At 68.2% G+C, this 23,634-nt stretch carries 26 protein-coding genes; 15 read left to right on the top strand and 11 right to left on the bottom strand.

Annotated elements, in window-relative coordinates:
• Nucleotides 1–63: 63 nt before the first annotated feature.
• Nucleotides 64–2,415: an arylsulfatase gene (locus DW307_RS07045; protein WP_136024379.1), complete on the top strand. Its 2,352-nt coding sequence runs from the start codon at nucleotides 64–66 to the stop codon at nucleotides 2,413–2,415.
• Nucleotides 2,416–2,490: 75 nt separating this feature from the next.
• Here the strand turns inward: DW307_RS07045 and DW307_RS07040 are convergent, their stop codons facing one another.
• The 3 genes from DW307_RS07040 to DW307_RS07030 all read right to left on the bottom strand — a co-directional run bounded on the left by DW307_RS07040 (nucleotide 2,491) and on the right by DW307_RS07030 (nucleotide 4,885).
• Nucleotides 2,491–3,111, bottom strand: coding sequence for a GNAT family N-acetyltransferase (locus tag DW307_RS07040; protein ID WP_240750543.1), 621 nt, complete (start codon nucleotides 3,109–3,111; stop codon nucleotides 2,491–2,493).
• Nucleotides 3,108–4,121 carry a hypothetical protein gene (locus DW307_RS07035; protein WP_021201439.1) on the bottom strand — a complete coding sequence of 338 codons (1,014 nt, stop codon included), beginning with the start codon at nucleotides 4,119–4,121 and terminating at the stop codon, nucleotides 3,108–3,110. The genes DW307_RS07040 and DW307_RS07035 overlap by 4 nt, the downstream gene beginning before the upstream one ends.
• 86 nt (nucleotides 4,122–4,207) lie before the next feature.
• Nucleotides 4,208–4,885 carry a Pr6Pr family membrane protein gene (locus DW307_RS07030; RefSeq protein WP_240750541.1) on the bottom strand — a complete coding sequence of 226 codons (678 nt, stop codon included), beginning with the start codon at nucleotides 4,883–4,885 and terminating at the stop codon, nucleotides 4,208–4,210.
• Between the two features lie 80 nt (nucleotides 4,886–4,965).
• On the opposite strand from DW307_RS07030, the gene DW307_RS07025 reads away from it, so the two are divergent.
• Both DW307_RS07025 and DW307_RS07020 read left to right on the top strand, forming a co-directional pair.
• Complete coding sequence (locus DW307_RS07025; RefSeq protein ID WP_136024378.1) at nucleotides 4,966–5,934, top strand: hypothetical protein; 969 nt, start codon at nucleotides 4,966–4,968, stop codon at nucleotides 5,932–5,934.
• Complete coding sequence (locus tag DW307_RS07020; protein WP_136024377.1) at nucleotides 5,931–7,031, top strand: hypothetical protein; 1,101 nt, start codon at nucleotides 5,931–5,933, stop codon at nucleotides 7,029–7,031. Before DW307_RS07025 ends, DW307_RS07020 begins: the two co-directional genes overlap by 4 nt.
• Nucleotides 7,032–7,357: 326 nt before the next feature.
• Here the strand turns inward: DW307_RS07020 and DW307_RS07015 are convergent, their stop codons facing one another.
• On the bottom strand, nucleotides 7,358–7,987 hold the full coding sequence (locus tag DW307_RS07015) for a TetR/AcrR family transcriptional regulator (RefSeq protein ID WP_021201435.1): 630 nt from the start codon (nucleotides 7,985–7,987) through the stop codon (nucleotides 7,358–7,360).
• Nucleotides 7,988–8,063: 76 nt separating this feature from the next.
• Here DW307_RS07015 and DW307_RS07010 point away from each other — a divergent pair, with 76 nt between their 5' ends.
• Together DW307_RS07010 and DW307_RS07005 are read left to right on the top strand one after the other, a co-directional pair.
• The gene (locus tag DW307_RS07010; RefSeq protein WP_021201434.1) at nucleotides 8,064–8,444 is read left to right on the top strand and encodes a DUF1761 domain-containing protein; all 381 of its coding nucleotides are present in this window, start codon (nucleotides 8,064–8,066) and stop codon (nucleotides 8,442–8,444) included.
• A gap of 16 nt (nucleotides 8,445–8,460) precedes the next feature.
• Entirely contained in the window at nucleotides 8,461–8,742 is a 282-nt protein-coding gene (locus DW307_RS07005; RefSeq protein WP_021201433.1) for a DUF1905 domain-containing protein, read from the top strand.
• A gap of 9 nt (nucleotides 8,743–8,751) precedes the next feature.
• Here DW307_RS07005 and DW307_RS07000 read toward each other — a convergent pair whose 3' ends face one another.
• Nucleotides 8,752–9,498: a 3-hydroxybutyrate dehydrogenase gene (locus DW307_RS07000; RefSeq protein WP_029260791.1), complete on the bottom strand. Its 747-nt coding sequence runs from the start codon at nucleotides 9,496–9,498 to the stop codon at nucleotides 8,752–8,754.
• An 18-nt stretch (nucleotides 9,499–9,516) separates the two neighbouring features.
• Nucleotides 9,517–10,878, bottom strand: coding sequence for an MFS transporter (locus DW307_RS06995; protein ID WP_036271975.1), 1,362 nt, complete (start codon nucleotides 10,876–10,878; stop codon nucleotides 9,517–9,519).
• 106 nt (nucleotides 10,879–10,984) lie between these two features.
• On the opposite strand from DW307_RS06995, the gene DW307_RS06990 reads away from it, so the two are divergent.
• The 7 genes from DW307_RS06990 to DW307_RS06960 all read left to right on the top strand — a co-directional run bounded on the left by DW307_RS06990 (nucleotide 10,985) and on the right by DW307_RS06960 (nucleotide 17,606).
• Nucleotides 10,985–11,896 (top strand): LysR family transcriptional regulator, encoded by a 912-nt coding sequence (locus tag DW307_RS06990; RefSeq protein ID WP_136024376.1) that lies wholly within the window; start codon nucleotides 10,985–10,987, stop codon nucleotides 11,894–11,896.
• Between the two features lie 71 nt (nucleotides 11,897–11,967).
• Nucleotides 11,968–12,663 (top strand): DUF1684 domain-containing protein, encoded by a 696-nt coding sequence (locus DW307_RS06985; RefSeq protein ID WP_136024375.1) that lies wholly within the window; start codon nucleotides 11,968–11,970, stop codon nucleotides 12,661–12,663.
• Nucleotides 12,664–12,691: 28 nt separating this feature from the next.
• Complete coding sequence (locus DW307_RS06980) at nucleotides 12,692–14,188, top strand: ABC transporter substrate-binding protein (RefSeq protein ID WP_029260794.1); 1,497 nt, start codon at nucleotides 12,692–12,694, stop codon at nucleotides 14,186–14,188.
• Nucleotides 14,189–14,240: 52 nt separating this feature from the next.
• Nucleotides 14,241–15,203, top strand: a complete 963-nt coding sequence (locus DW307_RS06975; RefSeq protein ID WP_029268095.1) for an ABC transporter permease — start codon at nucleotides 14,241–14,243, stop codon at nucleotides 15,201–15,203.
• Nucleotides 15,200–16,060, top strand: coding sequence for an ABC transporter permease (locus DW307_RS06970; protein WP_021201425.1), 861 nt, complete (start codon nucleotides 15,200–15,202; stop codon nucleotides 16,058–16,060). Before DW307_RS06975 ends, DW307_RS06970 begins: the two co-directional genes overlap by 4 nt.
• Entirely contained in the window at nucleotides 16,057–16,854 is a 798-nt protein-coding gene (locus tag DW307_RS06965; protein ID WP_136024374.1) for an ATP-binding cassette domain-containing protein, read from the top strand. Before DW307_RS06970 ends, DW307_RS06965 begins: the two co-directional genes overlap by 4 nt.
• Nucleotides 16,851–17,606: an ABC transporter ATP-binding protein gene (locus DW307_RS06960; RefSeq protein ID WP_029268099.1), complete on the top strand. Its 756-nt coding sequence runs from the start codon at nucleotides 16,851–16,853 to the stop codon at nucleotides 17,604–17,606. The genes DW307_RS06965 and DW307_RS06960 overlap by 4 nt, the downstream gene beginning before the upstream one ends.
• Nucleotides 17,607–17,619: 13 nt before the next feature.
• Here DW307_RS06960 and DW307_RS06955 read toward each other — a convergent pair whose 3' ends face one another.
• From DW307_RS06955 to DW307_RS06935, 5 genes are all read right to left on the bottom strand, one after another.
• Nucleotides 17,620–18,123 carry an HIT family protein gene (locus DW307_RS06955; protein WP_136024373.1) on the bottom strand — a complete coding sequence of 168 codons (504 nt, stop codon included), beginning with the start codon at nucleotides 18,121–18,123 and terminating at the stop codon, nucleotides 17,620–17,622.
• Nucleotides 18,120–18,521 (bottom strand): DUF779 domain-containing protein, encoded by a 402-nt coding sequence (locus DW307_RS06950; protein ID WP_136024372.1) that lies wholly within the window; start codon nucleotides 18,519–18,521, stop codon nucleotides 18,120–18,122. The genes DW307_RS06955 and DW307_RS06950 overlap by 4 nt, the downstream gene beginning before the upstream one ends.
• A 66-nt stretch (nucleotides 18,522–18,587) precedes the next feature.
• On the bottom strand, nucleotides 18,588–20,138 hold the full coding sequence (gene exaC, locus DW307_RS06945; RefSeq protein ID WP_021201420.1) for an acetaldehyde dehydrogenase ExaC: 1,551 nt from the start codon (nucleotides 20,136–20,138) through the stop codon (nucleotides 18,588–18,590).
• A 109-nt stretch (nucleotides 20,139–20,247) separates the two neighbouring features.
• Nucleotides 20,248–21,576: a GAF domain-containing protein gene (locus tag DW307_RS06940; RefSeq protein ID WP_136024371.1), complete on the bottom strand. Its 1,329-nt coding sequence runs from the start codon at nucleotides 21,574–21,576 to the stop codon at nucleotides 20,248–20,250.
• Nucleotides 21,577–21,652: 76 nt separating this feature from the next.
• The gene (locus DW307_RS06935) at nucleotides 21,653–22,219 is read right to left on the bottom strand and encodes a TetR/AcrR family transcriptional regulator (protein ID WP_029260801.1); all 567 of its coding nucleotides are present in this window, start codon (nucleotides 22,217–22,219) and stop codon (nucleotides 21,653–21,655) included.
• 70 nt (nucleotides 22,220–22,289) lie between these two features.
• Here DW307_RS06935 and DW307_RS06930 point away from each other — a divergent pair, with 70 nt between their 5' ends.
• Genes DW307_RS06930 through DW307_RS18060 form a run of 3 tightly spaced genes read left to right on the top strand, consistent with a single transcriptional unit; the run spans nucleotide 22,290 to nucleotide 23,633 of the window.
• Complete coding sequence (locus DW307_RS06930; protein WP_136024370.1) at nucleotides 22,290–22,859, top strand: dihydrofolate reductase family protein; 570 nt, start codon at nucleotides 22,290–22,292, stop codon at nucleotides 22,857–22,859.
• A gap of 47 nt (nucleotides 22,860–22,906) precedes the next feature.
• Nucleotides 22,907–23,254: a FitA-like ribbon-helix-helix domain-containing protein gene (locus tag DW307_RS18065; protein ID WP_168440997.1), complete on the top strand. Its 348-nt coding sequence runs from the start codon at nucleotides 22,907–22,909 to the stop codon at nucleotides 23,252–23,254.
• Nucleotides 23,241–23,633 (top strand): PIN domain-containing protein, encoded by a 393-nt coding sequence (locus DW307_RS18060; protein ID WP_046399039.1) that lies wholly within the window; start codon nucleotides 23,241–23,243, stop codon nucleotides 23,631–23,633. The genes DW307_RS18065 and DW307_RS18060 overlap by 14 nt, the downstream gene beginning before the upstream one ends.
• The last annotated feature ends 1 nt before the right edge of the window (nucleotide 23,634 follow it).

Genomic DNA, 23,634 nt, shown 5'->3' with positions numbered 1-23,634 from the left:
CCCGGCTGCTTAGGCTGAGCGCGAAGCGGGCTGCTCTGCTCGCCGAGAGCCGTAGGAGTCAGTATGTCCGAACCCCAGCGTTCCAGTCTTCCGATCCCTGATCTGGCCTACACGGGCACGGTCACCTACGACGCGACCGACCCGGACACGTCCTTCCCGCCGATCACGCCCGTGCGCCCGCCGAAAGATGCCCCGAACGTCCTCGTGGTACTCATCGACGACGTCGGCTTCGGCGCGTCCAGTGCCTTCGGCGGTCCGATCCACACCCCGAACTTCGAGCGTGTGGCCGCCGCAGGGCTCAAGTACACCCGCTTCCACACCACGGCCCTGTGCTCGCCGACCCGTGCCGCTCTGCTCAGCGGACGCAATCACCACACCGTCGGCATGGGCGGCATCACCGAGATCGCGACATCGGCCCCCGGCTACAACTCCCTGCGCCCCAACAGCTGCGCGCCGCTGGCCGAGACCCTCAAGCTCAACGGCTACAACACCGCCCAGTTCGGCAAGTGCCACGAGGTGCCGGTGTGGCAGGCGAGCGCGATCGGACCGTTCGACGGCTGGCCCACCCCGGGCAACGGCTTCGAGTACTTCTACGGCTTCATCGGCGGCGAGACCAACCAGTGGTATCCGGCGATCTACGAGAACACCACGCCCGTCGAGCCGTGGGGCACACCCGAGCAGGGCTATCACTTCATGGGCGACATGACCGACAAGGCGATCGGCTGGACGCGCGAGCAGAAGATGCTGGCCCCCGATGTGCCGTCGTTCACCTACTTCGCCCCGGGCGCGACGCACGCCCCGCATCATGTGCCCGCCGAGTGGGCGGACAAGTACAAGGGGCAGTTCGATCAGGGATGGGACGAGATCCGCAAGGAGACCTTCGCCCGTCAGCTCGAGCTCGGTGTCATCCCGGCCGACGCCGTGCTCACCGACCGCAGCCCCGGCATCCCCGCATGGGACGAGATGAGCGACCTGATCAAGCCCGCCCTGGCCCGACAGATGGAGGTGTACGCCGGCTTCCTCGCCTACGCCGACCATCACGTCGGTCGCCTGCTCGACGCCTATGAAGAGCTCGGCATCCTCGACGACACCCTCGTCTACGTGATCATCGGCGACAACGGCGCGAGCGCCGAGGGGTCGATGCACGGCACGACCAACGAGGGCTTCACGATCAACCACATGAACGATGTCGAGACCGAGCAGTATGTGGCCGACCACATCGACGACATCGGCACCCCGAGTTCGTACAACCACTACGCGGTGGGCTGGGCCCACGCCATGGACACCCCGTATCAGTGGACCAAGCAGGTCGCCAGCCACTGGGGCGGCACCCGCAACGGCACGATCGTCAGCTGGCCGAATGGAGGCGTGGAGAAGGGCGGCATCCGCAACCAGTTCTCGCACGTGATCGATGTCGCCCCGACGGTGCTCGAAGCCGCGGGCATCCCCGAACCGACGAGCGTGAACGGTGTGACGCAGCGCCCCTACGAGGGGACGCCGATGAACTACACATTCGCGGACGCGGAGGCCGAGGAGCGCCACATCACGCAGTACTTCGAGATGGTCGGCAACCGCGCGATCTATCACAAGGGGTGGACGGCGGTCGCGAAGCACAAGGATCCGTGGCTCGGATCGGACCACGGACTCGATGACGACCGATGGGAGCTCTACAACGTCGACGAGGACTGGACCCAGTCCCACGACCTCGCCGACCAGGAACCGGAGCGGCTCGCCCACCTGCAGCAGCTCTTCCTCATCCAGGCAGCGCGCTTCAACGTGCTTCCCCTCGACATCCGCACTGCCGAGCGGTTCAACCCCGACCTCGCCGGTCGGCCGGTGCTCTCGATGAGCGACACCCAGAAGTTCTACCCGGGCATGAAGCGCCTCAGCGAGAACACCACCATCAACATCAAGAACAAGTCGTGGACCGTGACCGCCCGCGTCGCGGTGCCCGAATCCGGAGTCGACGGCGTGCTCATCGCGCAGGGCGGCGCCTACGGCGGATGGTCTTTCTACACGAAGGACGGCCGCCTCGCGTTCGCCTACAACCTGCTCGGCATCGACGTCGACATCATCCGCTCCGACGATCCGATCCCTGCCGGCGAGCAGGAGCTGCGGGCGCACTTCGCCTATGACGGCGGCGGGCTCGCCAAGGGCGGCACCGTCACCCTCTACGCGGGCGACGACAAGATCGGCGAAGGGCGCGTGCACAAGACGATCCCGTTCCAGTTCACTTTCGACGAGACCGTGGATGTCGGCTGCGACCTGGCCTCGCCGGTCTCGCCCGACTACCCGGCAGCAGGCAACGGCTTCACCGGCACGCTCAAGTGGGTGCGCATCGATCTCGGAGACGACGACCACTCCCATCTGATCGACGACTCGCACAAGCTCGCCGTCGCGATGCTCAAGCAGTAGCGGGAGGGCTTCGGGGCGGCGTGCGATCAGTGATCGCACGCCGCCCCGGTCATCTCCGCTCACTATCTCCGACCGCTATCTCCGCCCGTGGCGTCCGCGCCATTCGTCGCCGAGGAGGGCGTAGACGAGCAGGGTCGTCCACTCGTCCTTGAACCACTCGCTCTCCACGAACCGCGCCTCGCGTCGGAAGCCGAGCCTCTCGGCGACCCGCGCGGATGACGTGTTGCGCTCATCGAGCCGCGCGACGATGCGGTGCAGACCCAGGCCGTCGAAACCGAGGGCGAGGAGCGCGTCGACCGCCTCGGTCGCATAGCCCCGACCACCAGCCCGCGGGTCGAAGATGTATCCGACCTCGCCGGATCGGTCGTTCTCGCTGCGCCAGAACAGCACCACGTCGCCGACCAGGGCTCCGGACGCACGCTCCTCGACGGCGAGGGAGACAGCGTCGCCCTCCTTCGTGAACCGCGTGTTCGACCAGGTGGTGGCGATGCGCCGTTCGACGTCGGCCAGCTCCAGCGGTGGATACGGCACGTATCGCACGGCATCCGGATCCGACTTGTACACGTGCATCGCGACGGCATCGGCGGTGGCGATCGGGCGCAGGAGCAGCCGCTCCGTGCGGATCGGGTACTCGGGGGCGAACCTCGCCGGCACCGGCACCGGCACCGGCACCGACCCCTGCTCCGGCGCCGTCACTCGAGATCCAGGGAGAGCAGGCCGGGCAGATGCGCCGTCCTGGCACGTACCGCCAGGAGGAGATCGCCGTAGTCCGGCGTGATGCCCACGCGCGAGGAAGCGAGCAGGTGCGTCGTGGCCTTGCCGCCGGCGCGCTCGAGGCGGAGGCGCTTGACCGGGTACGCGGGCGGAGTCAGCCAGATGCGGGTGAGTTGCGAGTAGGGGGTGTCGACGCCGTCGATGCGGATGCCCTGACCGTCGACGGAGACGTGGGCGGGAATCGACCGCACCAGGCGTCGTCGCTGCACCGCCCCGATCCCGAACCCGATGGCGGCGAGTGCCGCGAACGGGGCGAGCAGGATGAGGGCCGAGAGCTCGCTCTCGACGAAACCGGGCACCGCCACGAGCAGCCCGACAGCGATCGCGACGACGAGGAACACGACAGCGGCGATGGTGATCCGCGTAGCCAGGCGCCGCTCGCCCCCGCCGTCGATCGCGAACTGCGTCGGCAGCTGGGCCCCGGCGCGCGCGGCGGCGACGGGATCGTCGAACACCGGCTGCGCGATCGGATTGAGCGTCGCCATCAGCTCGTTGAACATCGGCCTCGAATAGCCGGGGAGCTCGATCGTGATCTCCCGGTCGCCGCTGTGAACGATCAACGCACGCGTGGTGCCGCTGGGCAGTCCGTTCGTGCGGTGCTCGGTGATCTTCGCGCGGAAGGCGGTCGTCGCCCGTGCGAACGTCTCACGACTGCCCGCCTTGCCGATCTCGACCTCATGGGGACGCACCACGATCCGGATGTTGCGGAACCAGAAGAAGCCGGTGAACACGGCGATGGTCAGCGCGATCGCGACCACGAGCACCACGACGCCGCGGGTCGAGATCTTCATGGTGGCGGGCAGGAACCTCGGGAGAAGGAAGAGCGTCGCCGCAGAGAGCACCACCGAGAGCATGATCGCCCCGACGGCCGAGCGGAGCGGGTGCCTGCGGAAGACCCTCTCGCCGGACACCGCTTCGGCCTGATTCAGCATTCGGACTCTCCCCCAACCACCATCGGCTCGCGTGACGCGGTTCCTACCGTAGTGCCCGGCCCGGGACAGCACAGCACCGGGTCGGATCAGGTGCGGTCGATGCGACGACCGGCGCTCCACACGCCGCGGAATCGGCTGGCGGACCAGACCAGGACTCCGGCGAGCAGAACGGCGGCGAGCAGGACGACGATGTGGAGCAGCAGCGACAGCGGGCCCCGCTCCGGGAGCAGGAAACCGTACGGAACCCACCCGTCCGTCACGCCACGCAGGAGCACGACGATCAGCCACATCACGGGGTACGGCAACAGCAACCACAGCAGGCGCCACGGCAGGCGCGGGCGATCGCCGACCAGCAGCCAGTCGAGCACGACCACCACGGGGAAGACGACGTGCAGGACGACGCTCACCCAGGGCGGCGCCGAGCCGGTGCCCGGGACGAGCACGTTGTAGATCACGCCGACGACGATCAGGTACGCGGTCACGAGGCCGCGCAGCAGGGTGAGCCAGGACGGAGCCCGTCGGCCGCTCACACCGAGGAATCCGGTGCCGATCAGGACGCCTGCCGCGATCAGACCGGTCTGATTCGTGAAGTACCCGAAGTAGTCGAACGGATTCACGTCTCCGACGGCGATGCGCAGGGCATAGGCGTATACGAGGATCCCGACGACCGCGATGCCGATCAGAATGCGGGAGAGCTCCCACGCGGGAGCGGGCCGCAGCGCGACGGAGGATCGCGGCGCGACGGTCCTTCTCCCGGTCTCCACGCCGTCAGCCTAGAGCCGCTCTCTGCACGCCCGGTGTCCGCCGACACTGCGCGCCGCGATGTGCCGGGTAGCGTGGGAGCATGGAGTGGATGTCCGATCCCTCGGCGGGAGCGTGGCTGCGCGAGCGGCTCGACGCAGACTACGAGACCATGCACGGGGTGGTGCCCCGTGGTTTCCCTGCGTACGCACGCATCTTCCATCCGGCGATCGCCCGGTCGCTGCCCGGCCGGACGATCCCGACGGCTGACGAGCTGGTGCGCATGCCAGAGCCCGAGCAGCGCGCGCTCATGGCCGAGTTCGTCGACGAGCCCATCTCCTGGGCGCAGACCGCCGCGGCGTTCGGCACGGTCCTGCATCCGCTCGCGCAATGGCAGCGGATCGTGCGCACCCCGCCCGACGGCGACTGGCGCACGCGGATCGCCCCGGACGGTCGCGAGTTCACCGCCCCGATGGAGGGTGAGCTCGATCCGACCCTTCTGGCGGCCATCGCCGCTCACCTCGTGGACCACACTCAGACCCCGGATGCGGGCTTCGCCGCGCTCTGGGAGGGGCGAGGGGGGCTGCTGGGCTTCTTCGGTGTCACACCCTCCCGCTCCTTCCTGACCTTCACCGACGATCCGAACCATCAGGCGATGCTCGAGCGCAGCGCGCACGACCCGTTCAACAACGTCTTCCGTCGGCCCACCTGGCAAGAGGGCATCCTCTCGCGGGAGATCTCGGAGGGGCCTCGGCTCGATCTGCCGGGGCGCGACCACGTGCTGTTCTCCGCTCCGCCGCGCGCATTCGCCGACCCGGAGTGGGTGCTGCACGTGCCGTGGCGCGATCTCCCCGCCGAGGAGCACGGATTCCCGCCATCGGGCCAGAGCCCGAGCATCCTCTGGCCCGAGGATCGTGCCTGGGTGATGGTGAGCGAGGTCGACTACGACTCGACGATCGTGGCCGGCTCGTCTGCCCTGATCGAGGCGCTCTGCGCGGACGAGCAGCTGGAGGCGCTCCCTCTTCCCGAAGGGGCCGCCCTCACGTGGGACGCCGATGCGGTGAACCGGTGACCTCCCCGCAGCCGCCCTTCGACGCGCGCCCGCTCACCGATGCGGTGGATCCCGCTGCGGTGCGCGCCTTCGCCGCGGAACTCCGTTCGCGACCGACGGGCGGCGTGACGGCGTCCACGGTCATCGGCATCGTCGCGGCAGCGATCTTCGCGGTCGTGATGCTCCCGCTCCTCGTCGGCGTCACCCTGAGTCTGGCGTCCTTCGGCGACTCGCCCGCCGCCGCGGCGATCCCCCTCGTGCTGATCGTGCTCCTCCTCGCCGCGGTGGGAGTGATGATCTGGTTGGGGGTGCGCAACGCGCAGGCCCGGCGATATCGACTGCACAGCTTCGCCCAGGCGAACGGAATGACCTACGAGACGAAGGTCGCCGACCCACCCCTGCCCGGCATGATCTTCCATCTCGGCCGCGCACGGCAGTCCACCGATCTGATCCGCGGCACCCGCCCGCGCTTCGTCGAGTTCGGCAACTACCAGTACACGGTGCAGTCGGGAAAGAACTCCACGACCTACCGGTGGGGATACGTGGCCGTGAAGCTCGACGTGCCGCTGCCGAACATCGTGCTCGACGCCACGGGCAACAACGGCTTCGGCTCGAACCTGCCGGCATCGTTCCAGCGAAGCCAGCGCCTGTCCCTCGAGGGCGACTTCGATCGGCACTTCACGCTCTACTGCCCTGAGGGGTACGAACGCGATGCCCTCTATCTCTTCACGCCAGACATCATGGCGAGGTTCATCGACAACGCCGCCGAGCTCGACGTGGAGATCGTCGACGACTGGCTGTTCCTCTACACGCAACGGAAGGTCTCGACCCTCGATCCCGCCACCTGGGCCTGGCTCTTCGGCACCGTCGGAGCCCTGCTGACGAAGTTCGATCAATGGACGCGGTGGCGCGATGAGCGGCTCGTGGCCGAGACCGGATCGCTCGCCTCGGCTCCGGCGCCGACTCCCTCATTGCCGTTCGCTCCCCCGGCCGGGCTGCTCACCCCGCCTCCCGGCGTCGCGCCGCAGGGCCGACGGCTCAAGCGCGGCGGCACCTGGGTGCCGGTCGTCATCGTGATCGCGGTCATCGGCTTCTGGATCGTCAGCCGACTGTACTGAACCCATTCCACGGAGCCGACCGAACGGAGGCCGACGGAACAGAGGCCGACGGAACAGAGCCGACGGAACAGAGCCGACGGAACGAGCGGGGCTGAGCCGACGGGCTGAGAGAGGCGGAGGGCCGAGTGTGGGGGTGGGTGCCGGCTGGGGACCGAGCTCCCACCCCATCCCCCCTCGGGATCGAAAAGAGATCCACTCTCCCTCCGCATGACGGCTGAGCCGCCCCGCCCACGGTCAGCTGGGGACTGACGCTGCTGGGCGTATGGCCAAATGGTATACCGGGCGAGGTTGCAACCCGTTGCATCCATTCGGGCGAATGTGCTTGCTTACCCGCGGTCCTCGCGAGGGAGGTAGCCCGCCAAGAACAGATCGACGGCTCTGGCCACCGGTGGCTCACCTGTCTCCACACCCAAGAGGCCGGCGTTCAAAGGTGCGCCCACGACCAGCCAAGTGAACTCGCTCGCGAGTGCGTCGGCGTCGTCGACGGTCAGACCGTGCGCGTCGGAGAGATCGATCATCGCGTCTGCGAGATTGCGGATATTCGCGTCCCAGCTCTGCGCCAGGTAGTCCCTCGCGACCTCCGGATGCGCGGCCGCTTCGGCGATGACCAGTCGACGCATCGCCACCACCGGCGCGCTCAGCATCCCGGCCCGCATCGTCTCGCCGAGTGCGACGAGCCCCTCCCTCAGGTCGGGATGCGCCCTCACCGCTTCGAGAGCCGGTCTCATGGCATCACGGCCGGCGAGCGCCCAATGCCGGACGACGGCGGCATACAGCGCCGACTTCGACGCATGCTCCCGATAGAGGGACGCCTTCGAGATGCGGGCGCGCTTGGCGACCTCGTCCATCGATGCCCCCGCGTATCCGAACTCGAGGAAGACATCACGGGCGGTATCGAGCAGCGCTTCGCCCGTGCGACCGGCCGGACGTCCAGGCGTTCGAGTCATCGCGGTCATGTCGTTCAGTTTAGTACTTGACAGTTTCCCCTGTCGGGCATACTTTGAGTACCAACAAGTACTAAAGGAGGCCGACATGATCGTTCCGGCAATCGTCCTCGCCACGGTGGCATCGTTCATCGCGAGCGCTCTGCTCTACGCCGTGCCCCCGGTCTCGGCGCTCATCTCTCGGACGAGCACTCCTCGACCCGGCCTCCCCGCCGCCGCACAGATGGCATCGGTGGTCCTGCGCAGCCTCATCGTCTCCTGCCTCGTGGCCGGGCTGATGATCGCAGCCGGCTGGCACGGCGCCGGTTCCGGGTCGCTCCTCGGACTGGCGCTGTGCACACTCCCTCTCGTCCTGCTCATGGGCGGCGTCGTGCACGAGAACACCGCGCTGCCGGCAGCGGGCGTGCACCTGCTCGACTGGATCCTCAAGCTCGTCATCATCGGAGCGATCGTCGGATCGTTCGTCTGACCGAAAGGAGAGGCACATGAGCAGCCCCCTCGACATCACATTCACGGCCACCCTCGGAAAGGTTCGCGAAGGCGACACCTGGACCTGCGTGCAGCTGGACGACTCCGCGACCATCTTCGGCACACGAGGACTCGTCAAGGTCGCGGGCACCATCGACGGCGAGCCCTTCCGCGGCGCCTTCATGGCGCTCGGCGACGGCACCCACAAGCTCCCGGTCGCCGCCCCCATCCGCACGCGCATCGGAAAGGGCGACGGCGACGAGGTGACCGTGCATCTCACCGAGCGCCTCAACGGCTGAAGCACGCCCTCAGCGGGCCGACCAGCCGCCGTCGATCGTGTAGCTGGCCCCGGTGACCATCCCCGCGGAGTCACCGGCGAGCCACAGCGCGAGCGAGGCGACCTCGCTCGGCTCGACGAGCCTCTTGATGGCGGACTCGGTGAGCATCACGGTCGCGAGGACCTCTTCCTCGGGGATCCCGTGCACGCGGGCCTGATCGGCGATCTGCTTCTCGACGAGGGGCGTGCGCACGTAGCCCGGGTCGATGCAGTTGCTCGTCACACCTCGGGGCCCGCCCTCCAGTGCCGTCACCTTCGACAGCCCCTCCAAGCCGTGCTTCGCTGCGACGTACGCCGCTTTGTAGGCGGAGGCGCGCAAGCCGTGCACGCTCGACACGTTGATCACCCGCCCGAAGCCCCGGTCGTACATTCCGGGGAGGGCGGCCCGGATGAGCAGGAACGGCGCCTCGAGCATGAGCCGCAGGATGAAGGAGAACCGCTCCGGCGCGAAGTCCTCGATCGGGCTCACGTGCTGCACTCCCGCATTGTTGACGAGGATGTCGACGTCGATGCGGGCATCGGCCAGCGCCCCGAGGTCGGAGAGGTCAACGTGCCACGCCTCTCCGCCGATCTCCGCCGCGAGCGCCTCCGCGGACGCACGGTCGACATCGGCGACCGTGACCCGGGCGCCCGCCGAAGCGAGCTCACGGGCGCAGGCCGCCCCGATCCCGCTCGCCCCACCCGTGACGAGCGCCCTGCGTCCGTGCAGATCGGTCATGTCGTACTCCTTCGCATGTCAGGCCGCGGCCGCACGGGCGGCATCGGCGTCATCGATGGCCTGCAGCGAGATGCCCTTCGTCTCGCGCAACGACACCACGGCGATGGCGGTCACGACGCAGGCGATGACGATGTAGATCGCGATCGGCAACCAGGATCCGAAGTCGCGCAGCCACTGGATCGCGAGGATCGGGGCGAGCGAGCCGGCGAGGATCGCGGTGACCTGGGAGCCGAGGGAGACGCCCGAGTACCGCATCCGCGTGGGGAACAGTTCCGCCATCACCGCCGGCTGCGGGGCGTACATGAAGGCGTGGAAGCAGAGCCCGATGGTCACGGCTAGCACGATGAGGACCGGGTTGAGGGTGTCGAACATCGGGAAGGCGAAGAACGCCCAGGTCGCGCTGAGGATCGCGCCGGTGAGGTAGACGGGCTTACGCCCCCACCGGTCGGCGAGACGCCCCAGCTGCGGGATGATCGCGAAGTGCACGACGTGCGCGATGAGCAACGCGAGCAGCAACTGACTCGTGTCGTATTCGTGCACCGTCTTCAGGTAGACAATCGTGAAGCTGACGACGATGTAGTAGACGATGTTCTCGGCGAAGCGGATGCCCATCGCCTGCAGGATGCCCTTCGGATAGCGGCGCAGCACCTCGACGACACCGTACGACGTGGCCTTCTCCGCCTCGACCTGCGCCTTGGCCTCGAGGAAGATCGGCGCCTCTTCGACGTGACGACGGATGTAGAAGCCGACCAGCACGATCACCGCCGACAGCCAGAAGGCGATGCGCCAGCCCCATTCGAGGAAGGCGGCCGAGCTCATCACCCATGAGCTCACGAGCAGCACGAGGGTGGCGAGCAGGTTGCCCACGGGCACGGCGGCCTGCGGCCAGCTCGACCAGAACGAACGCGAGCGGTCGGGGCTCTGCTCGGCGACCAGCAGCACGGCGCCGCCCCACTCCCCGCCCACGGCGAAGCCCTGGAGGAAGCGCAGCGCCACCAGCAGGGCGGGCGCCCAGTAGCCGATGCTCTGGAACCCGGGGAGGCACCCCATCAGGAACGTCGCTGCGCCGACGATGATGATCGTCGCCTGCAGGGTGGGCTTGCGGCCGAACCGGTCGCCGATCTGCCCGAAGACGATGCCGCCGAGCGGACGCGCGATGAATCCGATCGCGTAGGTGACGAAGGCCGCGATGATCCCGTCGAGGGGAGAACCGGTTGCGGGGAAGAAGTAGGTGCCGAACACCAGGCTGGCCGCGGTGGCGTAGAGGAAGAACTCGTACCACTCCACGACCGTGCCGGCCATGGAGGCCGCGACGACCCGCTTCAGCTTCGAGTTCGGGGCGGAGGGGGCGGTGGGGGCCGCGCTCACTGAGGATGTCATGTCTGTCTCCTTCGGGTGTCGCCGGTGACACCCGCGTCCCAGTGTCGAGCACGGCGCTCTCTGCAACAACGCCCAGTGCTGCACATCGACTGTGCATAATTGCAGAATGGATGCTGTCAAGCGGCCTCGCGCCGACGACCTTCTCGTGCTCCTCGCGGTCGCGCGCACCGGACGCTACACGAGTGCCGCCGCGCATCTGGGACTCGATCACACGACCGTCGCCCGCCGTATCGCCGCCCTCGAGGACGTGCTCGGCGGACGCGTGGTCGCACAGTCGGCGACGGGGTGGGAGTTGACCGACCTCGGCCGGTCCGCCGCAGAGACGGGAGGCCGGATCGAAGCGGCGCTGTCGCAGCTCGACGGCGGCACCGAACCACCGGACCCGATCTCCGGTGTCGTCCGCATGTCGGCGACAGACGGATTCAGCGCCTACATCGCGGCCCCCGCGGTCGCCACGCTGCGCAGCGACCATCCGCGACTCACGGTCGAGATCGTCGCGGCGACCCGGCGCGCCGCCGAGCATCGCGCCGGTCTCGATCTCGAGGTCGTGGTGGGGGTGCCGCAGACGCGTCGTGCGCACGCCGTGAAGCTGGGCACCTACACGCTGGGAATGTACGCGTCCCGCGACTACCTCGATCGGGTCGGAACGCCGAGCACCGCTGCCGAGTTGGAGCAGCACCAGCTGGTGTACTTCGTCGATTCGATGCTGCAGGTCGATGCCCTCGACCTGCCTCGCCGACTCGTGCCGCGCATGCAGGACGGCCTGACCTCCACCAACGTCTTCGTGCATGTCGAGGCCACGCGAGCAGGCGCCGGCATCGGCCTCCTCCCCTGTTTCGCGGCAGACCGCCACCACGACCTCGTGCGACTGCTGCCCTCGGTGTTCGCCGAGAAGCTCCCCTACTACCTGGTCGCTCGTCCCGAGTCGCTGCGCCTGCCCGCCGTCTCCGCTCTGGCCGCAGCTCTGCGCGCGCAGACGCGCGCGTCGAGGGCGATGCTCGACGGCGCGAGCGACTGAGCACCGCCCTGTGTGACCCCGGGTGACGAACCCGACCCCGCCCCCTTCTGCATGCAAGAGAATTGAGAGCGATGTCTGAACGAGAAGAACACACCCACTGGCAGACCGAGCGCCGCGCCGCCGTCACGTCGCCGACCGGCAACCTCGCCCTGATCGAGACCCGCTGGACCGGTGAGCGCCCCGATGTCGATGCCGAACAGCGCGCCGCGGCCGACACAGTGACCGTGACGCCGATCGAGCGCACGAACATCGAAACGGGTCAGGCGGAGCACGGGCTGCGCGTCTGGGATGCGGACGCCCCCGCCATCCGCGCCTTCGACCGCATCGACACCTACGATTACGACCCGGCGTGGGTGCTCGAGGGACACTTCACCCCGGTCTCCGGTGATCGACGCGTGTCGTTCGAGCACATCCGCGACAACGGCGGCACCCGTGATCTGGTCGTCCCTGGCGACATCCGCCTCGAGCTCGACGGCCAGGAGTACACCCTCGCCGCGTTCGACGACGGCGGCACGCTGTTGCTCGTGTTCGGCGACGAGACGAACGGCTCGGAGACCTACGGATCCGGTCGCTTCCTGTTCGTGCAGCTGCGCGACGACGAGGGCTCCGTCGTCCTCGACTTCAACCGCGCCTTCGTGCCGCCGTGCGGATTCAGCGCCCAGTACAACTGCCCGCTGCCGCCGGCATCCAACCGCTTCCCCCTGCCTATCCGAGCAGGCGAGAAGAACGTCGTGTTCCGCGACGGCTTCGACATCTACGCGGCGTGACGCCGCACTCGCTCACCCTGGAGTACTCATGAGAAGAACCCGCATCCTCGGCGCGCTCGGCGCCGTCGCCACGCTCGCCCTCGTGGCCGGCTGCGCGTCGGGCACGAGCAACGACGCCACCGCGAGCGAAGACGCCACGATCCTCATCGGGTCGCTGTACGAGCCCACCAACCTCAGCAACACGCAGGGCGGCGGCCAGGGTGTGACCGAGGCGCTGACCGGCAACGTCTACGAGGGCCTGTACCGGCTCACGGACGACGGCGAGGTCGAACCGCTCCTCGCCGAAGACGCCCAGGTGTCCGACGACGGCCTGACCTACACGATCACGCTGCGCGACGACGTGACCTTCCACTCGGGCGACCCGCTCACCTCCGCCGACGTGAAGTCGAGCATCGAGGCCGTCACCGCCGAAGACTCCGTGTCCGCCCGCAAGTCGAGCTTCACGACCATCGCCGACATCGCCACCCCCGATGACAAGACGGTCGTGTTCACGCTGTCGGAGCGCTCGATCTCGTTCCTGTACAACCTCAGCTACGTCTGGATCGTGAACGACGAGGCCGGCGACATCACGTCGTCCGAAGACGGCACCGGCCCGTACACGCTGGACGAGTGGAAGAAGGGCTCGACCCTCACCCTCCAGCGCTGGGACGACTACTGGGGCGAGCCTGCCAAGAACGGCGAGGTCGTCTACACGTACTTCACCGACGCGACGGCGGAGAACAACGCACTCCTCACGGGTGAGATCGACGTCATCACCAGTGTGCAGAACCCCGACTCGCTCACGCAGTTCGACTCCGACGACTACGTCGTGAGCGAGGGCACCTCGACCACGAAGGAGCTGCTCGCCTTCAACGACCGCGTCGCCCCCTTCGACAACACGCTCGTGCGCAAGGCGGTCTACTCCGCGATCGACACGAAGAAGCTCCTCGAGTCGATCTGGGGCGACTACGGCACGCTGATCGGGTCGATGGTGCCGCCGACCGACCCCTGGTACGAGGACCTCACCTCCGTGAACCCCTACGACGTCGAGCTGTCGAAGGATCTGCTCGCGCAGGCCGGCTACGCCGACGGCTTCACGTTCACGCTCGACACCCCGAGCTACGACCCGCACCCCGCCGTGGCGGAGTTCCTGCAGTCGCAGCTCGCCGAGGTGGGCATCACGGTCGAGATCAACACGATCAGCGCCGACGAGTGGTACACGAAGGTGTTCAAGGAGCAGGACTTCGAGGCCACTCTGCAGGAGCACGTGAACGACCGCGACGTGGTCTGGTACGGCAACCCCGACTTCTACTGGGGCTACAACGACGCCGACGTGCAGCAGTGGGTCGCCCAGGCCGAGCAGGCCGCAACGACCGACGAGCAGACGGCCCTGCTGAAGCAGGTCAACGAGAAGATCGCCGCGGATGCCGCGAGCGTATGGTTGTACCTGTACCCGCAGATCGTGGTCGCCTCCAGCGATCTCAGCGGGTACCCGGTCAACGGCCTGAACTCGCAGTTCTTCGCCTACGACATCGTCAAGTCCTGACGTGCGTGGGGGATGCCGCGCGTCGGCATCCCCCACGTCATCCTGAGAAGCCATGCTCGCCTACCTCCTGCGCCGCCTCGCGTTCCTCGCGGTCTCGCTCGTCGTCGCGATGGTCGCGATCTTCGTTCTGCTGCGCCTGCTTCCCGGCGACCCGGCCAACGCCCTGCTCTCGGTGAACGCCACCCCGGAGCAGATCGATGCCGCGCGCGCTCAGGTCGGCTCCGACCAGCCGCTGCTGCAGCAGTTCACGACGTGGGCGGGCCAGGTGCTCCGCTTCGATCTGGGTGAATCGTTCCTGAGCTCGCGCCCCGTCGGGCCCGACATCGCCGACCGTCTCGCCGTGACGCTCCCGCTCACCCTCATCGCCTTCACGATCGCGCTGCTCGTCTCCCTCGTCATCGGCATCACCGCCGCCGTGAAATCCGACCGCTGGTACGGCATCGCCCTCTCGGGCTTCGCGCAGCTCGGTGTCGCGGTCCCCGTGTTCTGGGTCGGCGTGGTGCTCGTCTGGGTGTTCGCGCTCGGCCTCGGTGCTCTGCCGTCCGGCGGATTCCCCCGCAAGGACTGGGAAGATCCGGCGGATGCACTGCGCTCGCTCGCGCTGCCCATCCTCACCATCGTGATCGTCATGAGCGCCTCCCTGAGCCGATACGTGCGCTCGGCGACGCTCGACGTGCTCGGCAGCGACTATCTGCGCACCGCCCGCGCCGGTGGTTCCGGCATGGGTGAGGCTCTGCTCCGGCATGGGGTGCGCAACGGCGCGGTGCCCGTCGTCGCGGTGCTCGGCATCGAACTGTCGACGACGCTTCTCGGCGCGGTGGTCGTCGAGAGCGTCTTCACGCTTCCGGGACTCGGCAGCCTGCTGCTGTCGGCCATCGAGCAACATGACTTCCAGGTCATCCAGGGCGTCCTCGTCGTCAGCACCCTGTTCGTGCTGCTGGTCGGGTTCGCCGCCGACATCGTGCAGCGCCTGATCGACCCGCGCCTGCGCACGAGCGTCTCGGGGAACCGATGAGCCGCGTCGCCGAACAGCTGATCACCGCGTCCGTGCCCGTGCGCCGGCGGCCGAAGGCGACCCTGCTGATCGGGATCGTCCTCACCGGCATCATCGTGCTGATCGCCCTGGTCTCCCTGTTCTGGCTCCCCTATCCGCTGGCCGACACCAGCGGGGGGCGTCTCGAGGGGCCCAGCGCCCTGCACCTGCTCGGCACCGACCGACTCGGACGCGACCTGTTCTCGCAGCTGATGTGGGGCGCGCGTATCGCCCTCATCGTCGGCACCTGCGCCGTCGCGATCGCGGCGATCCTCGGCACCGTCGTCGGGCTTCTCGCCGCATTCGCGCGCCCCTGGGTCGACGACACCCTCTCCGCCGGACTGGATGTCGTGATCGCGTTCCCCGTCCTCCTGCTCGCGATGCTGGTCGTCGCCGTACAGGGAGCGTCGCTGTGGTCGGCAGTGCTCGCGATCGGACTCGCGATGTCGGCGGTCGTCGCCCGTCTCACGCGCATCCTCGCGCGTCGCGTGCTGCAGGAGCAGTACATCACCGCCGCGCGCACGAGCGGCACCGGCGTGCTCGGCATCGTGTTCCAGCACGTGCTTCCGAACATCGCCCCTACCCTCGCCGTGAGCCTGGCGCTGCAGTTCGGCGCAGCCGTGCTGGCCGAGGCGAGCCTGTCGTACCTCGGGTTGGGAGCACCGCCGCCCAACGCATCGTGGGGGCGGATGCTGCAGGAGGCGCAGGGCACCGTGCTCACCGCCCCCGTCGGCGCGATCGCTCCGGGTGTCGCGATCATCGCGCTCGTGCTCGGCGTGAACTTCCTCGCCGACGGTCTGCGTGACCTGGCCGACCCGACCCGCAGGAGGAGCCGATGAGCATCCTCGACGTCTCCGGCCTCACAGTCCGCTCCGGCGCGGGCACCCTCGTGCGCGATGTCTCCTTCTCCCTCGCGCCCGGTGAGCGCCTGGGCCTGATCGGTGAGTCCGGCTCGGGCAAATCGCTGACCTCCCTGGCCGTGACCGGGCTGCTGCCGGATGCCCTCAGCGCGTCGGGCTCGGTGCTGCTCGACGGCCACCAGGTGATCGACGCCCGCGACGCCGACCTCCGCCCGCTGCGCGGACCGGTCGCGCAGATCGTGTTCCAGGAGCCCCTCACCGCGCTCGACCCGCTGATGAAGGTCGGCCGCCAGATCGCCGAACCGCTGCGCCGCCATCTCGGGCTGCGCGGGGCAGAGCTGCGTTCTGCGGTAGCGGCTGCCCTCGACGAGGTCGCGTTGTCCGACGCCCGCATCGCACGCGCCTACCCGCATGAGCTCTCGGGTGGCCAGCGTCAGCGGGTGGCCATAACCATCGCCTTGGCGGCACGCCCGCAGCTGCTCATCGCCGACGAGCCGACGACTGCACTGGACGTGACCGTGCAGGACGGGGTGCTCGCGCTGATGGAACGCCTGGTCGACGAACGAGGCATGGCGCTGCTGTTCATCAGCCACGATCTGGCCGTCGTCTCGCGCATGGTCGATCGCATCGTCGTGCTGCGCGACGGACTCGTGGTCGAAGCAGGCACGGTCGCGCAGGTGCTGCAGGAGCCCGCCGAGCCGTACACGAGGATGCTGGTCGACAGCGCCCGTGCACTCGACGCCTTCCTCGACGCCGGGGAGGTCGGCGCATGAGCCTGCTCGAACTGCGTGGTGCCGGCTTCGCCTACGGGTCCCGCCGCGTGCTCGACGACGTGTCGCTGCGCATCGACGAAGGCGACTCCCTCGGCCTGGTCGGCGAATCGGGTGCGGGCAAGTCGACGATCCTGCGACTGCTGCTCGGACTCGCCGCCCCGCGCGATGGACAGGTGCTGTTCGAGGATGCCCCGCTCGCACTGCGCGACCGGGCGCAGATGCGTCGCTTCCGCGCGAGCGTGCAGCCGGTGTTCCAGGACCCGTACTCGTCTCTCGACCCGCGCCAACGCATCGACCGGATCATCGGCGAACCGCTCCGTTCGCTGGGTCTGGCATCCGGCGCCGATGCACAACGCCGCATCGCCGAGGCGCTCGACTCCGTCGGACTTCCCGCCGATACCGCGCGCCGCTATCCGCACGAGTTCTCCGGTGGGCAGCGCCAGCGCATCGCGATCGCGCGCGCCGTGGTCTCACGCCCCCGGGTGCTGCTCGCCGACGAACCCGTCAGCGCCCTCGACGTGACGACGCGCGTGCAGGTGCTCGAGCTGCTCGACCGGCTGCGCCGCGAGAACGGCCTGTCGCTCGTGATGGTGTCGCACGACCTGACCGCGATCGCCTCGGCCTGTGATCGCACGCTCGTGCTGCAGAACGGCCGCGTGGTCGAGCAGGGGGCCACCCCGGCCGTGCTGCACGAACCGCAGGACCCGTACACGCGGGCGTTGGTCGATGCCGTGCCGCGGCTGCCGCGCTGAGCACCGGGCGGGGTCAGGCGAAGTCCCGCCACGTCTCGCGAAGAGCGGCGACGGAACCACCCAATTCGGACGCCGACAGGTACACAGGCCCCTCCGCGATATCCACATTCCGAAGCGGGTCATCGTCTCGATGCTGCGGGAACACATGGCAGTGCAGGTGCGGTGCGCGATGCCCCATCACGAGGTAGTCGATCTTTCGGGGCGTGAACGCCGCGCCGACCGCCTTACCCGCGCGCTGCACGTCGTGCCAGAAAGCATCGAGCTGAAGCGCATCGAGCCGATCGAGGTCGGTGACGTGTTCACGAAGAATCACCACGGAATAACCGGCGTGAGCTTGATTTCGCACGAGACGAAAGTATGTGGCCTCGGTGGAACCCACCAGGATGCTGTGTTCGTTCTCCTCCAGGTGAGCGTCGGCGCACATGCCACACCGCGCGGGATCGATGAGCTCCGACCACTGCTCGTCCGTCCACCACATCGGCTCATCGTAACCAGAAACCTCCATCGCGCCGTTCACACCGCCCGCGTCGACAAGCCGAAGTACGCCAGCTCCGCATCGTTCAGCATCCGGGACCGGATCAGGAATCGCATCCCGGTCGGGCCTTCGACCGAGAAACCCGCACCGCGCCCCGGCACCACGTCGATGGTCAGGTGCGTGTACTTCCAGTACTCGAACTGCGACTCCGACATGAACACCTCCACCGTCTGCGGCAGTCCGACGTCGAGGGCACCGAGCAGCACGTCGCCCGGCCCCGTGATGAACATCCCGATCGGATAGCACATGGGTGAAGAGCCGTCGCAGCAGCCGCCGGACTGGTGGAACATGAGCGGCCCGTGCTGTGCGGTCAGCTCACGCACGAGTGCGGCCGCCGCCTCCGTCACGTCTACGCGCTGGTAGGTGCCGATGCTGACCATGACTGCCGCCTTCCGGGGAGGAGCCGGGCGGACGCTGAGGGAGCAGCGCCCGCCCGGGGATCGAGCTCAGAAGAAGCCCATCGGCCCTTCCGCGTACGAGACGAGGAGGTTCTTCGTCTGCTGGTAGTGGTCGAGCATCATCTTGTGGTTCTCGCGCCCGACGCCCGACTGCTTGTACCCGCCGAACGCCGCATGCGCCGGGTACTGGTGATACGTGTTCGTCCAGACGCGTCCGGCCTCGATCGCTCGTCCTGCACGATAAGCCGTGTCCCCGCTGCGGCTCCACACGCCGGCACCCAGTCCGTAGAGGGTGTCGTTCGCGATCGAGATCGCGTCGTCGAAGCCGTCGAACGAGGTGACCGACAGCACCGGCCCGAAGATCTCCTCCTGGAAGATGCGCATGTCATTGGTGCCCTCGAACACGGTCGGTGCGACGTAGAAGCCCTCGCTCAGATCGCCGCCGAGATCGACCCTCTCGCCACCGGTGAGCAGTCGCGCACCGCCCTGCTTGCCGATGTCGATGTAGCTGAGGATCTTCTCGAGCTGATCGTTCGACGACTGCGCGCCGATCATCGTCGCCGGATCCAACGGATTGCCCTGCACGACCTTCGCGACCCGTTCCAGCCCGTCGGCGAGGAAGCCGTCGTAGATCGACCGCTGGATGAGTGCGCGCGAGGGGCAGGTGCAGACCTCGCCCTGATTCAGCGCGAACATCGTGAAGCCCTCGAGCGCCTTGTCGTAGAACGGATCGCTGGTCGAACGCGCGACGTCTTCGAAGAACACGTTGGGGCTCTTGCCTCCGAGTTCCAGCGTCACCGGGATCAGGTTCTGCGAGGCGTACTGCATGATGAGGCGACCGGTCGTGGTCTCGCCCGTGAAGGCGACCTTGCGGATGCGCTTGTGCTGCGCGAGCGGGGCGCCCGCCTCGATACCGAACCCGTTCACGATGTTCACGACGCCGGCCGGCAGCAGGTCGCCGATGATCTCGAACAGGAACAGCAGGGATGCCGGTGTCTGCTCGGCGGGCTTGATCACGACGCAGTTGCCCGCGGCGAGCGCGGGCGCCAGCTTCCAGACCGCCATCAGGATCGGGAAATTCCAGGGGATGATCTGACCGACCACACCCAGCGGTTCATGGAAGTGGTACGCGACGGTGTTCTCGTCGAGCTGGCTGATGCCGCCTTCCTGCGCCCGCAGGACGCCGGCGAAGTAGCGGAAGTGGTCGACGGCGAGCGGGATGTCGGCGGCGAGGGTCTCGCGCACCGGCTTGCCGTTCTCCCAGGTCTCGGCGACCGCGATCTCCTCGAGGTGCTGTTCGATCCGGTCGGCGATCTTGTTGAGGATCACGGATCGCTCGGCAGGACTGGTCTTGCCCCAGGTCGCGAACGCCTGCCACGCGACCTCGACGGCCCGATCGATGTCTTCGCTCGTGCCGCGACCGACCTCGGTGAAGACCTTGCCGTTCACGGGGCTGACGTTCTCGAAATACTGGCCCTTCACGGGCTCGACGAACTCGCCGCCGATGTAGTGGCCGTAGCGCGGCCGGTAGTTCGCGAGGGCGCCCGGCTGGCCCGGGGCCGCGTAGGCGAGGGACACGTCTTCTTCGACGATGCTCATGGGGTCTCCTTCGACGGGGCCGCGCGTCGGTGCAGCGGCTCTTCTCCGAAGGTAGGTCGCCCGGGGTTGCGCCCCGATGCGCAACGTTGCGCCCGGTTGCAGGCCGCGGTCAGGCCTCGAGGCGCTCGATCCTCGCGACGAGCCCTGCGCGCTTCGGCGACCGGGCGGGGAGCATCTCCAGCGCGAGACGGAGTGCCTCGGCATCTCCCTGCCCCTCGGGGATCTCTGCGTAGGAGAGCAGCACGTCGAGACTCGCCTCGGACAGCATCGCTTCGCGGAGCGCTCCCCTCACCGACTCCCGGAACTCCTCGACGCCGGGCGAGGTCGACTCGGGGAGCACCGGACCCCGATAGGCGGTGAGCGCCACCCGGTGCGCGCCGCGATCGAGCAGTGACAGCACGTCATGTGCGTCGGTATCGACGGCGACGGGAAGGCGGTACGGGCGCGACTCGGGCACCAGATCGGGGGCCGTGCGCTCGAGCACCTTACGCAGGCGAACCATCTCCGGGCGGAGCGTGTCGGGCGAGACGCCCGGGCCGTAGACGAGCTCGCAGAGGCGCTCGGCCGAGAGACCCTGGCGGTGCACGGCCAGCATCAGCAGGATCGCCGCGTGGCGTGCGCTGAGCTCGATCATGGACTCGTCGTGTGCGGACTCGGTCTCCAGGCGGGCCCGATCCCGGCCGAGCACATGCAGCGTCGCGCGCGCGGTCGCCGGCATGCGTCCCTTCGTCACGCTGGTTCGCGGCCGGGACTCCTCGCTCCGTCGGCGCAGACGAGCCACCATCAACTCCGCCTCGACCGCGCGGGCCGTCGCATCGACCAGCAGTCGCGCCTGCAGCGAGACCACCTCGGGGCCTCCGGTGATGTCGATGACTCCGAGCACACGCTGCGTCTCGGGGTCGCGGACGGGCGCAGCCGTGCATGACCACGGATGCACGAGGCGGTTGTAGTGCTCCGCGCCGCGGATCTGCACCGACTGGCCGAGGGCGAGCGCGGTTCCGGGGGCGCTCGTGCCGACGGCATCCTCCGACCAGTTCGCACCGGCGACGAAGCCCATGCCGTCGGTGAGCGAGCGCAGCTGATCATCCCCCTCGATCCAGAGCAGGCGTCCGGCCTGGTCGCCGACGGCGATGATCACTCCGGTGTCCTCCGCCTCGCCGGGCAGCAGCAGCGCACGGATCATGTCCATCACCGAGGCGAGAGGGTGGGCGAGGCGGTAGGCCTCGAGCTCGTCGCTGACCAGTTCGAGCGGAGGAGCGCCTTCGGGTCCGACCCGACCGCGCCACGACCTCTCCCACGACTCGCGGACGAGGGGGCGCACCTCTTGCAGGCGCCGGTCGTCGAGATTGCCGGCGAGCAGCTCTTCGTGCGCACGCTCGATGAGCAGTCGCGATGTCGGGGGGAGGGACTCGCGGGATACCTGCCACGGCGCAGACACAGCGGTCTCCGATCGTCGAGAGCGTGCGTTGCCTCAGTGTACGAGCAGCGCGGCCCCGAGGGAACACCTCACCGCGTCAACGGAGGAGGCCGGCGACGAGGTCGTCGATCACCTCGTCCGTCGAGGTGTCCGGATCGATCGGCGTGGTGAGCCGGTCGAGCAGCAGTCCGTCGATCGCGTAGTGGAAAAGCGCGATCTCGCGCCGTCCGCCCGGGAGCCCTGCCGCGGTGTTGAAGGCGATGTCGCCGTCGAAGCCGGCACGTTGCCAGGCGCCCAGCACGGCGGCGACCTCGGGGCGTCGGCCGCCTTCGAGTCGCAGCTCGAACAGGGCGAGCGTCACGTCTCGATCCTCGGTCAGCCTTCGCACGATGTCGCGGATGTAGTCGGCGAACAGCGCGGGGCCGGGTGGCACGTTCGCGCGGCGCTCGAGATCCTCGGGCGTAGGAGCGAGTCGCTCTCCGATTCGCTCGACGAGTCCCTCGATCAGGGCGTCCCGACTGCGGAAGTAGTTCGATGTGGTGCCGGTCGGAACCCGCGCGGCGACGTCGACCGCGCGGTGCGTGAGACCTCTCGACCCTTCCCGTGCGAGCACCGTGAGTCCCGCATCCGCGATCGCCCGCCGCCGGGAGTCGTTCTTGACCATGGGTAGAAGACTAGCGCAATCACTACGCCTGTTGTACTGTAACTGCGACAAATGTAGTGATTGGAGCATCATGCGAGAACTCGTGTACTACGCCGCCGTCACCCTCGACGGCTACATCGCCGGCCCGAACGGCGAGTTCGACGCGTTCCTCGTCGAGGGCGACCACATGGACGGCATCAATCGGCGCTTCGCCGACACCCTCCCGACCGCCGCGGCCGCAGCGCTCGGGATCGCACAGAACCGCGACGTCTTCGACACGGTGCTGATGGGATGGAACACCTACGCCGTCGGCGGGGTCTCCAGCCCCTACCGTCACCTGCGACAGATCGTCTTCAGTCGTTCGAAGACGGCCGAGGGCGAGAGCCTCGTCGTCACGGCCGAGGATCCGATCGACGTCGTGCGGCGACTGAAACAGGAAGACGGCGCCGCCATCTGGCTCTGCGGCGGGGGCGCCCTGGCGGCGACACTCGCCGACGAGATCGACCGACTCGTCCTCAAACGACAGCCCTTGCTGTTCGGCTCGGGCATTCCCCTGTTCGGTGAGCGCCCGTATCGCCCCGAGAGGTTCGATGCCGTGCAGACGGTCGCCTACGAAAGCGGCGTGGTGTTCACCGAGCTGGAGCGTCGGCGCGAGGGGTGATGCGAGAGAGATCTTCCTGCTAGCATTCTGCTGTCAGGAGGCGGGATATGGCGACCGTGACCATCCGGAATCTCAGCGACGATGTCGTCGACGCGCTGAAGGAGCGTGCCCGACAGAACTCCCGCTCGATGGAGGCCGAGGTGCGCGACGTGCTCACGCGATTGGCGAAGAACAGCGCGAGCGGGCTCGAAGCCGACCTGGCGCAGCGGATGGCCCGTCCGCGCCGGTGGTCGGTCCCATCAAGCGAGATCATGGCGAGGGTGGAAGCGAACCCGTCGACCCCGGAACAAGACAGGATGCGTCGGGAATGGGCGGCGGAGCTGGAGGCGGACAGGCAGAATCCCTTCTTCCTCGAACCGCTCCGGGACCCGTGGGAGAGTCGTGATTCTTCTTGACACGAACGTGCTGATCCAGCTCGACAGCGTGCAGTTGCCCCCGGACGACGTGGCTCTGAGCGCCATCGTCTACGCCGAACTTCAGCTCGGAGTCGAGCGTGCGACGGATCCGGTTCTTCGCCGCAGCCGCCGCAACGAACTGATGCGCCTCTCCTCACTCCTCGAAGCCGACTGGCTCCCGTTCGATCGGGCAGCCGCGGAGGGATACGCCCGCCTTGCGTCGGAGGTGATCCTGACCCGTCCCGCACATGCCCGGAGCAAGGACCTCATGCTGGCCGGGCACGCCTACGCACTCGGCGCCGCCCTCCTCACCTTCAACCCGAAGGACTTCGAGCTCGTGTCCGGCGACGTCGAGATCATCGTCCCCGAACTGCGCTGAG

Origin of the sequence: Microbacterium sp. K27 (assembly GCF_004794435.1) — a bacterium.
GTDB classification, from domain to species: domain Bacteria; phylum Actinomycetota; class Actinomycetes; order Actinomycetales; family Microbacteriaceae; genus Microbacterium; species Microbacterium maritypicum_A.
This window is presented reverse-complemented; position numbering and strand designations above follow the sequence as displayed.

Excerpts from the sequence above, each read along its gene's own strand:
- DW307_RS06965 (WP_136024374.1), top strand. The coding sequence starts at position 16,057 with ATGAGCATCCTCGACGTCTCCGGCCTCACAGTCCGCTCCGGCGCGGGC.
- DW307_RS07000 (WP_029260791.1), bottom strand. The coding sequence starts at position 9,498 with ATGACCGATCTGCACGGACGCAGGGCGCTCGTCACGGGTGGGGCGAGC.
- DW307_RS06960 (WP_029268099.1), top strand. The coding sequence starts at position 16,851 with ATGAGCCTGCTCGAACTGCGTGGTGCCGGCTTCGCCTACGGGTCCCGC.
- DW307_RS06995 (WP_036271975.1), bottom strand. The coding sequence starts at position 10,878 with ATGACATCCTCAGTGAGCGCGGCCCCCACCGCCCCCTCCGCCCCGAAC.
- DW307_RS07045 (WP_136024379.1), top strand. The coding sequence starts at position 64 with ATGTCCGAACCCCAGCGTTCCAGTCTTCCGATCCCTGATCTGGCCTAC.
- DW307_RS06970 (WP_021201425.1), top strand. The coding sequence starts at position 15,200 with ATGAGCCGCGTCGCCGAACAGCTGATCACCGCGTCCGTGCCCGTGCGC.
- DW307_RS07035 (WP_021201439.1), bottom strand. The coding sequence starts at position 4,121 with ATGCTGAATCAGGCCGAAGCGGTGTCCGGCGAGAGGGTCTTCCGCAGG.
- DW307_RS06935 (WP_029260801.1), bottom strand. The coding sequence starts at position 22,219 with ATGGTCAAGAACGACTCCCGGCGGCGGGCGATCGCGGATGCGGGACTC.
- DW307_RS06930 (WP_136024370.1), top strand. The coding sequence starts at position 22,290 with ATGCGAGAACTCGTGTACTACGCCGCCGTCACCCTCGACGGCTACATC.
- DW307_RS07025 (WP_136024378.1), top strand. The coding sequence starts at position 4,966 with ATGGAGTGGATGTCCGATCCCTCGGCGGGAGCGTGGCTGCGCGAGCGG.
- DW307_RS06975 (WP_029268095.1), top strand. The coding sequence starts at position 14,241 with ATGCTCGCCTACCTCCTGCGCCGCCTCGCGTTCCTCGCGGTCTCGCTC.
- DW307_RS06980 (WP_029260794.1), top strand. The coding sequence starts at position 12,692 with ATGAGAAGAACCCGCATCCTCGGCGCGCTCGGCGCCGTCGCCACGCTC.
- DW307_RS18065 (WP_168440997.1), top strand. The coding sequence starts at position 22,907 with ATGGCGACCGTGACCATCCGGAATCTCAGCGACGATGTCGTCGACGCG.
- DW307_RS06990 (WP_136024376.1), top strand. The coding sequence starts at position 10,985 with ATGGATGCTGTCAAGCGGCCTCGCGCCGACGACCTTCTCGTGCTCCTC.
- DW307_RS07010 (WP_021201434.1), top strand. The coding sequence starts at position 8,064 with ATGATCGTTCCGGCAATCGTCCTCGCCACGGTGGCATCGTTCATCGCG.
- DW307_RS07005 (WP_021201433.1), top strand. The coding sequence starts at position 8,461 with ATGAGCAGCCCCCTCGACATCACATTCACGGCCACCCTCGGAAAGGTT.
- exaC (WP_021201420.1), bottom strand. The coding sequence starts at position 20,138 with ATGAGCATCGTCGAAGAAGACGTGTCCCTCGCCTACGCGGCCCCGGGC.
- DW307_RS07015 (WP_021201435.1), bottom strand. The coding sequence starts at position 7,987 with ATGACCGCGATGACTCGAACGCCTGGACGTCCGGCCGGTCGCACGGGC.
- DW307_RS06985 (WP_136024375.1), top strand. The coding sequence starts at position 11,968 with ATGTCTGAACGAGAAGAACACACCCACTGGCAGACCGAGCGCCGCGCC.
- DW307_RS06950 (WP_136024372.1), bottom strand. The coding sequence starts at position 18,521 with ATGGTCAGCATCGGCACCTACCAGCGCGTAGACGTGACGGAGGCGGCG.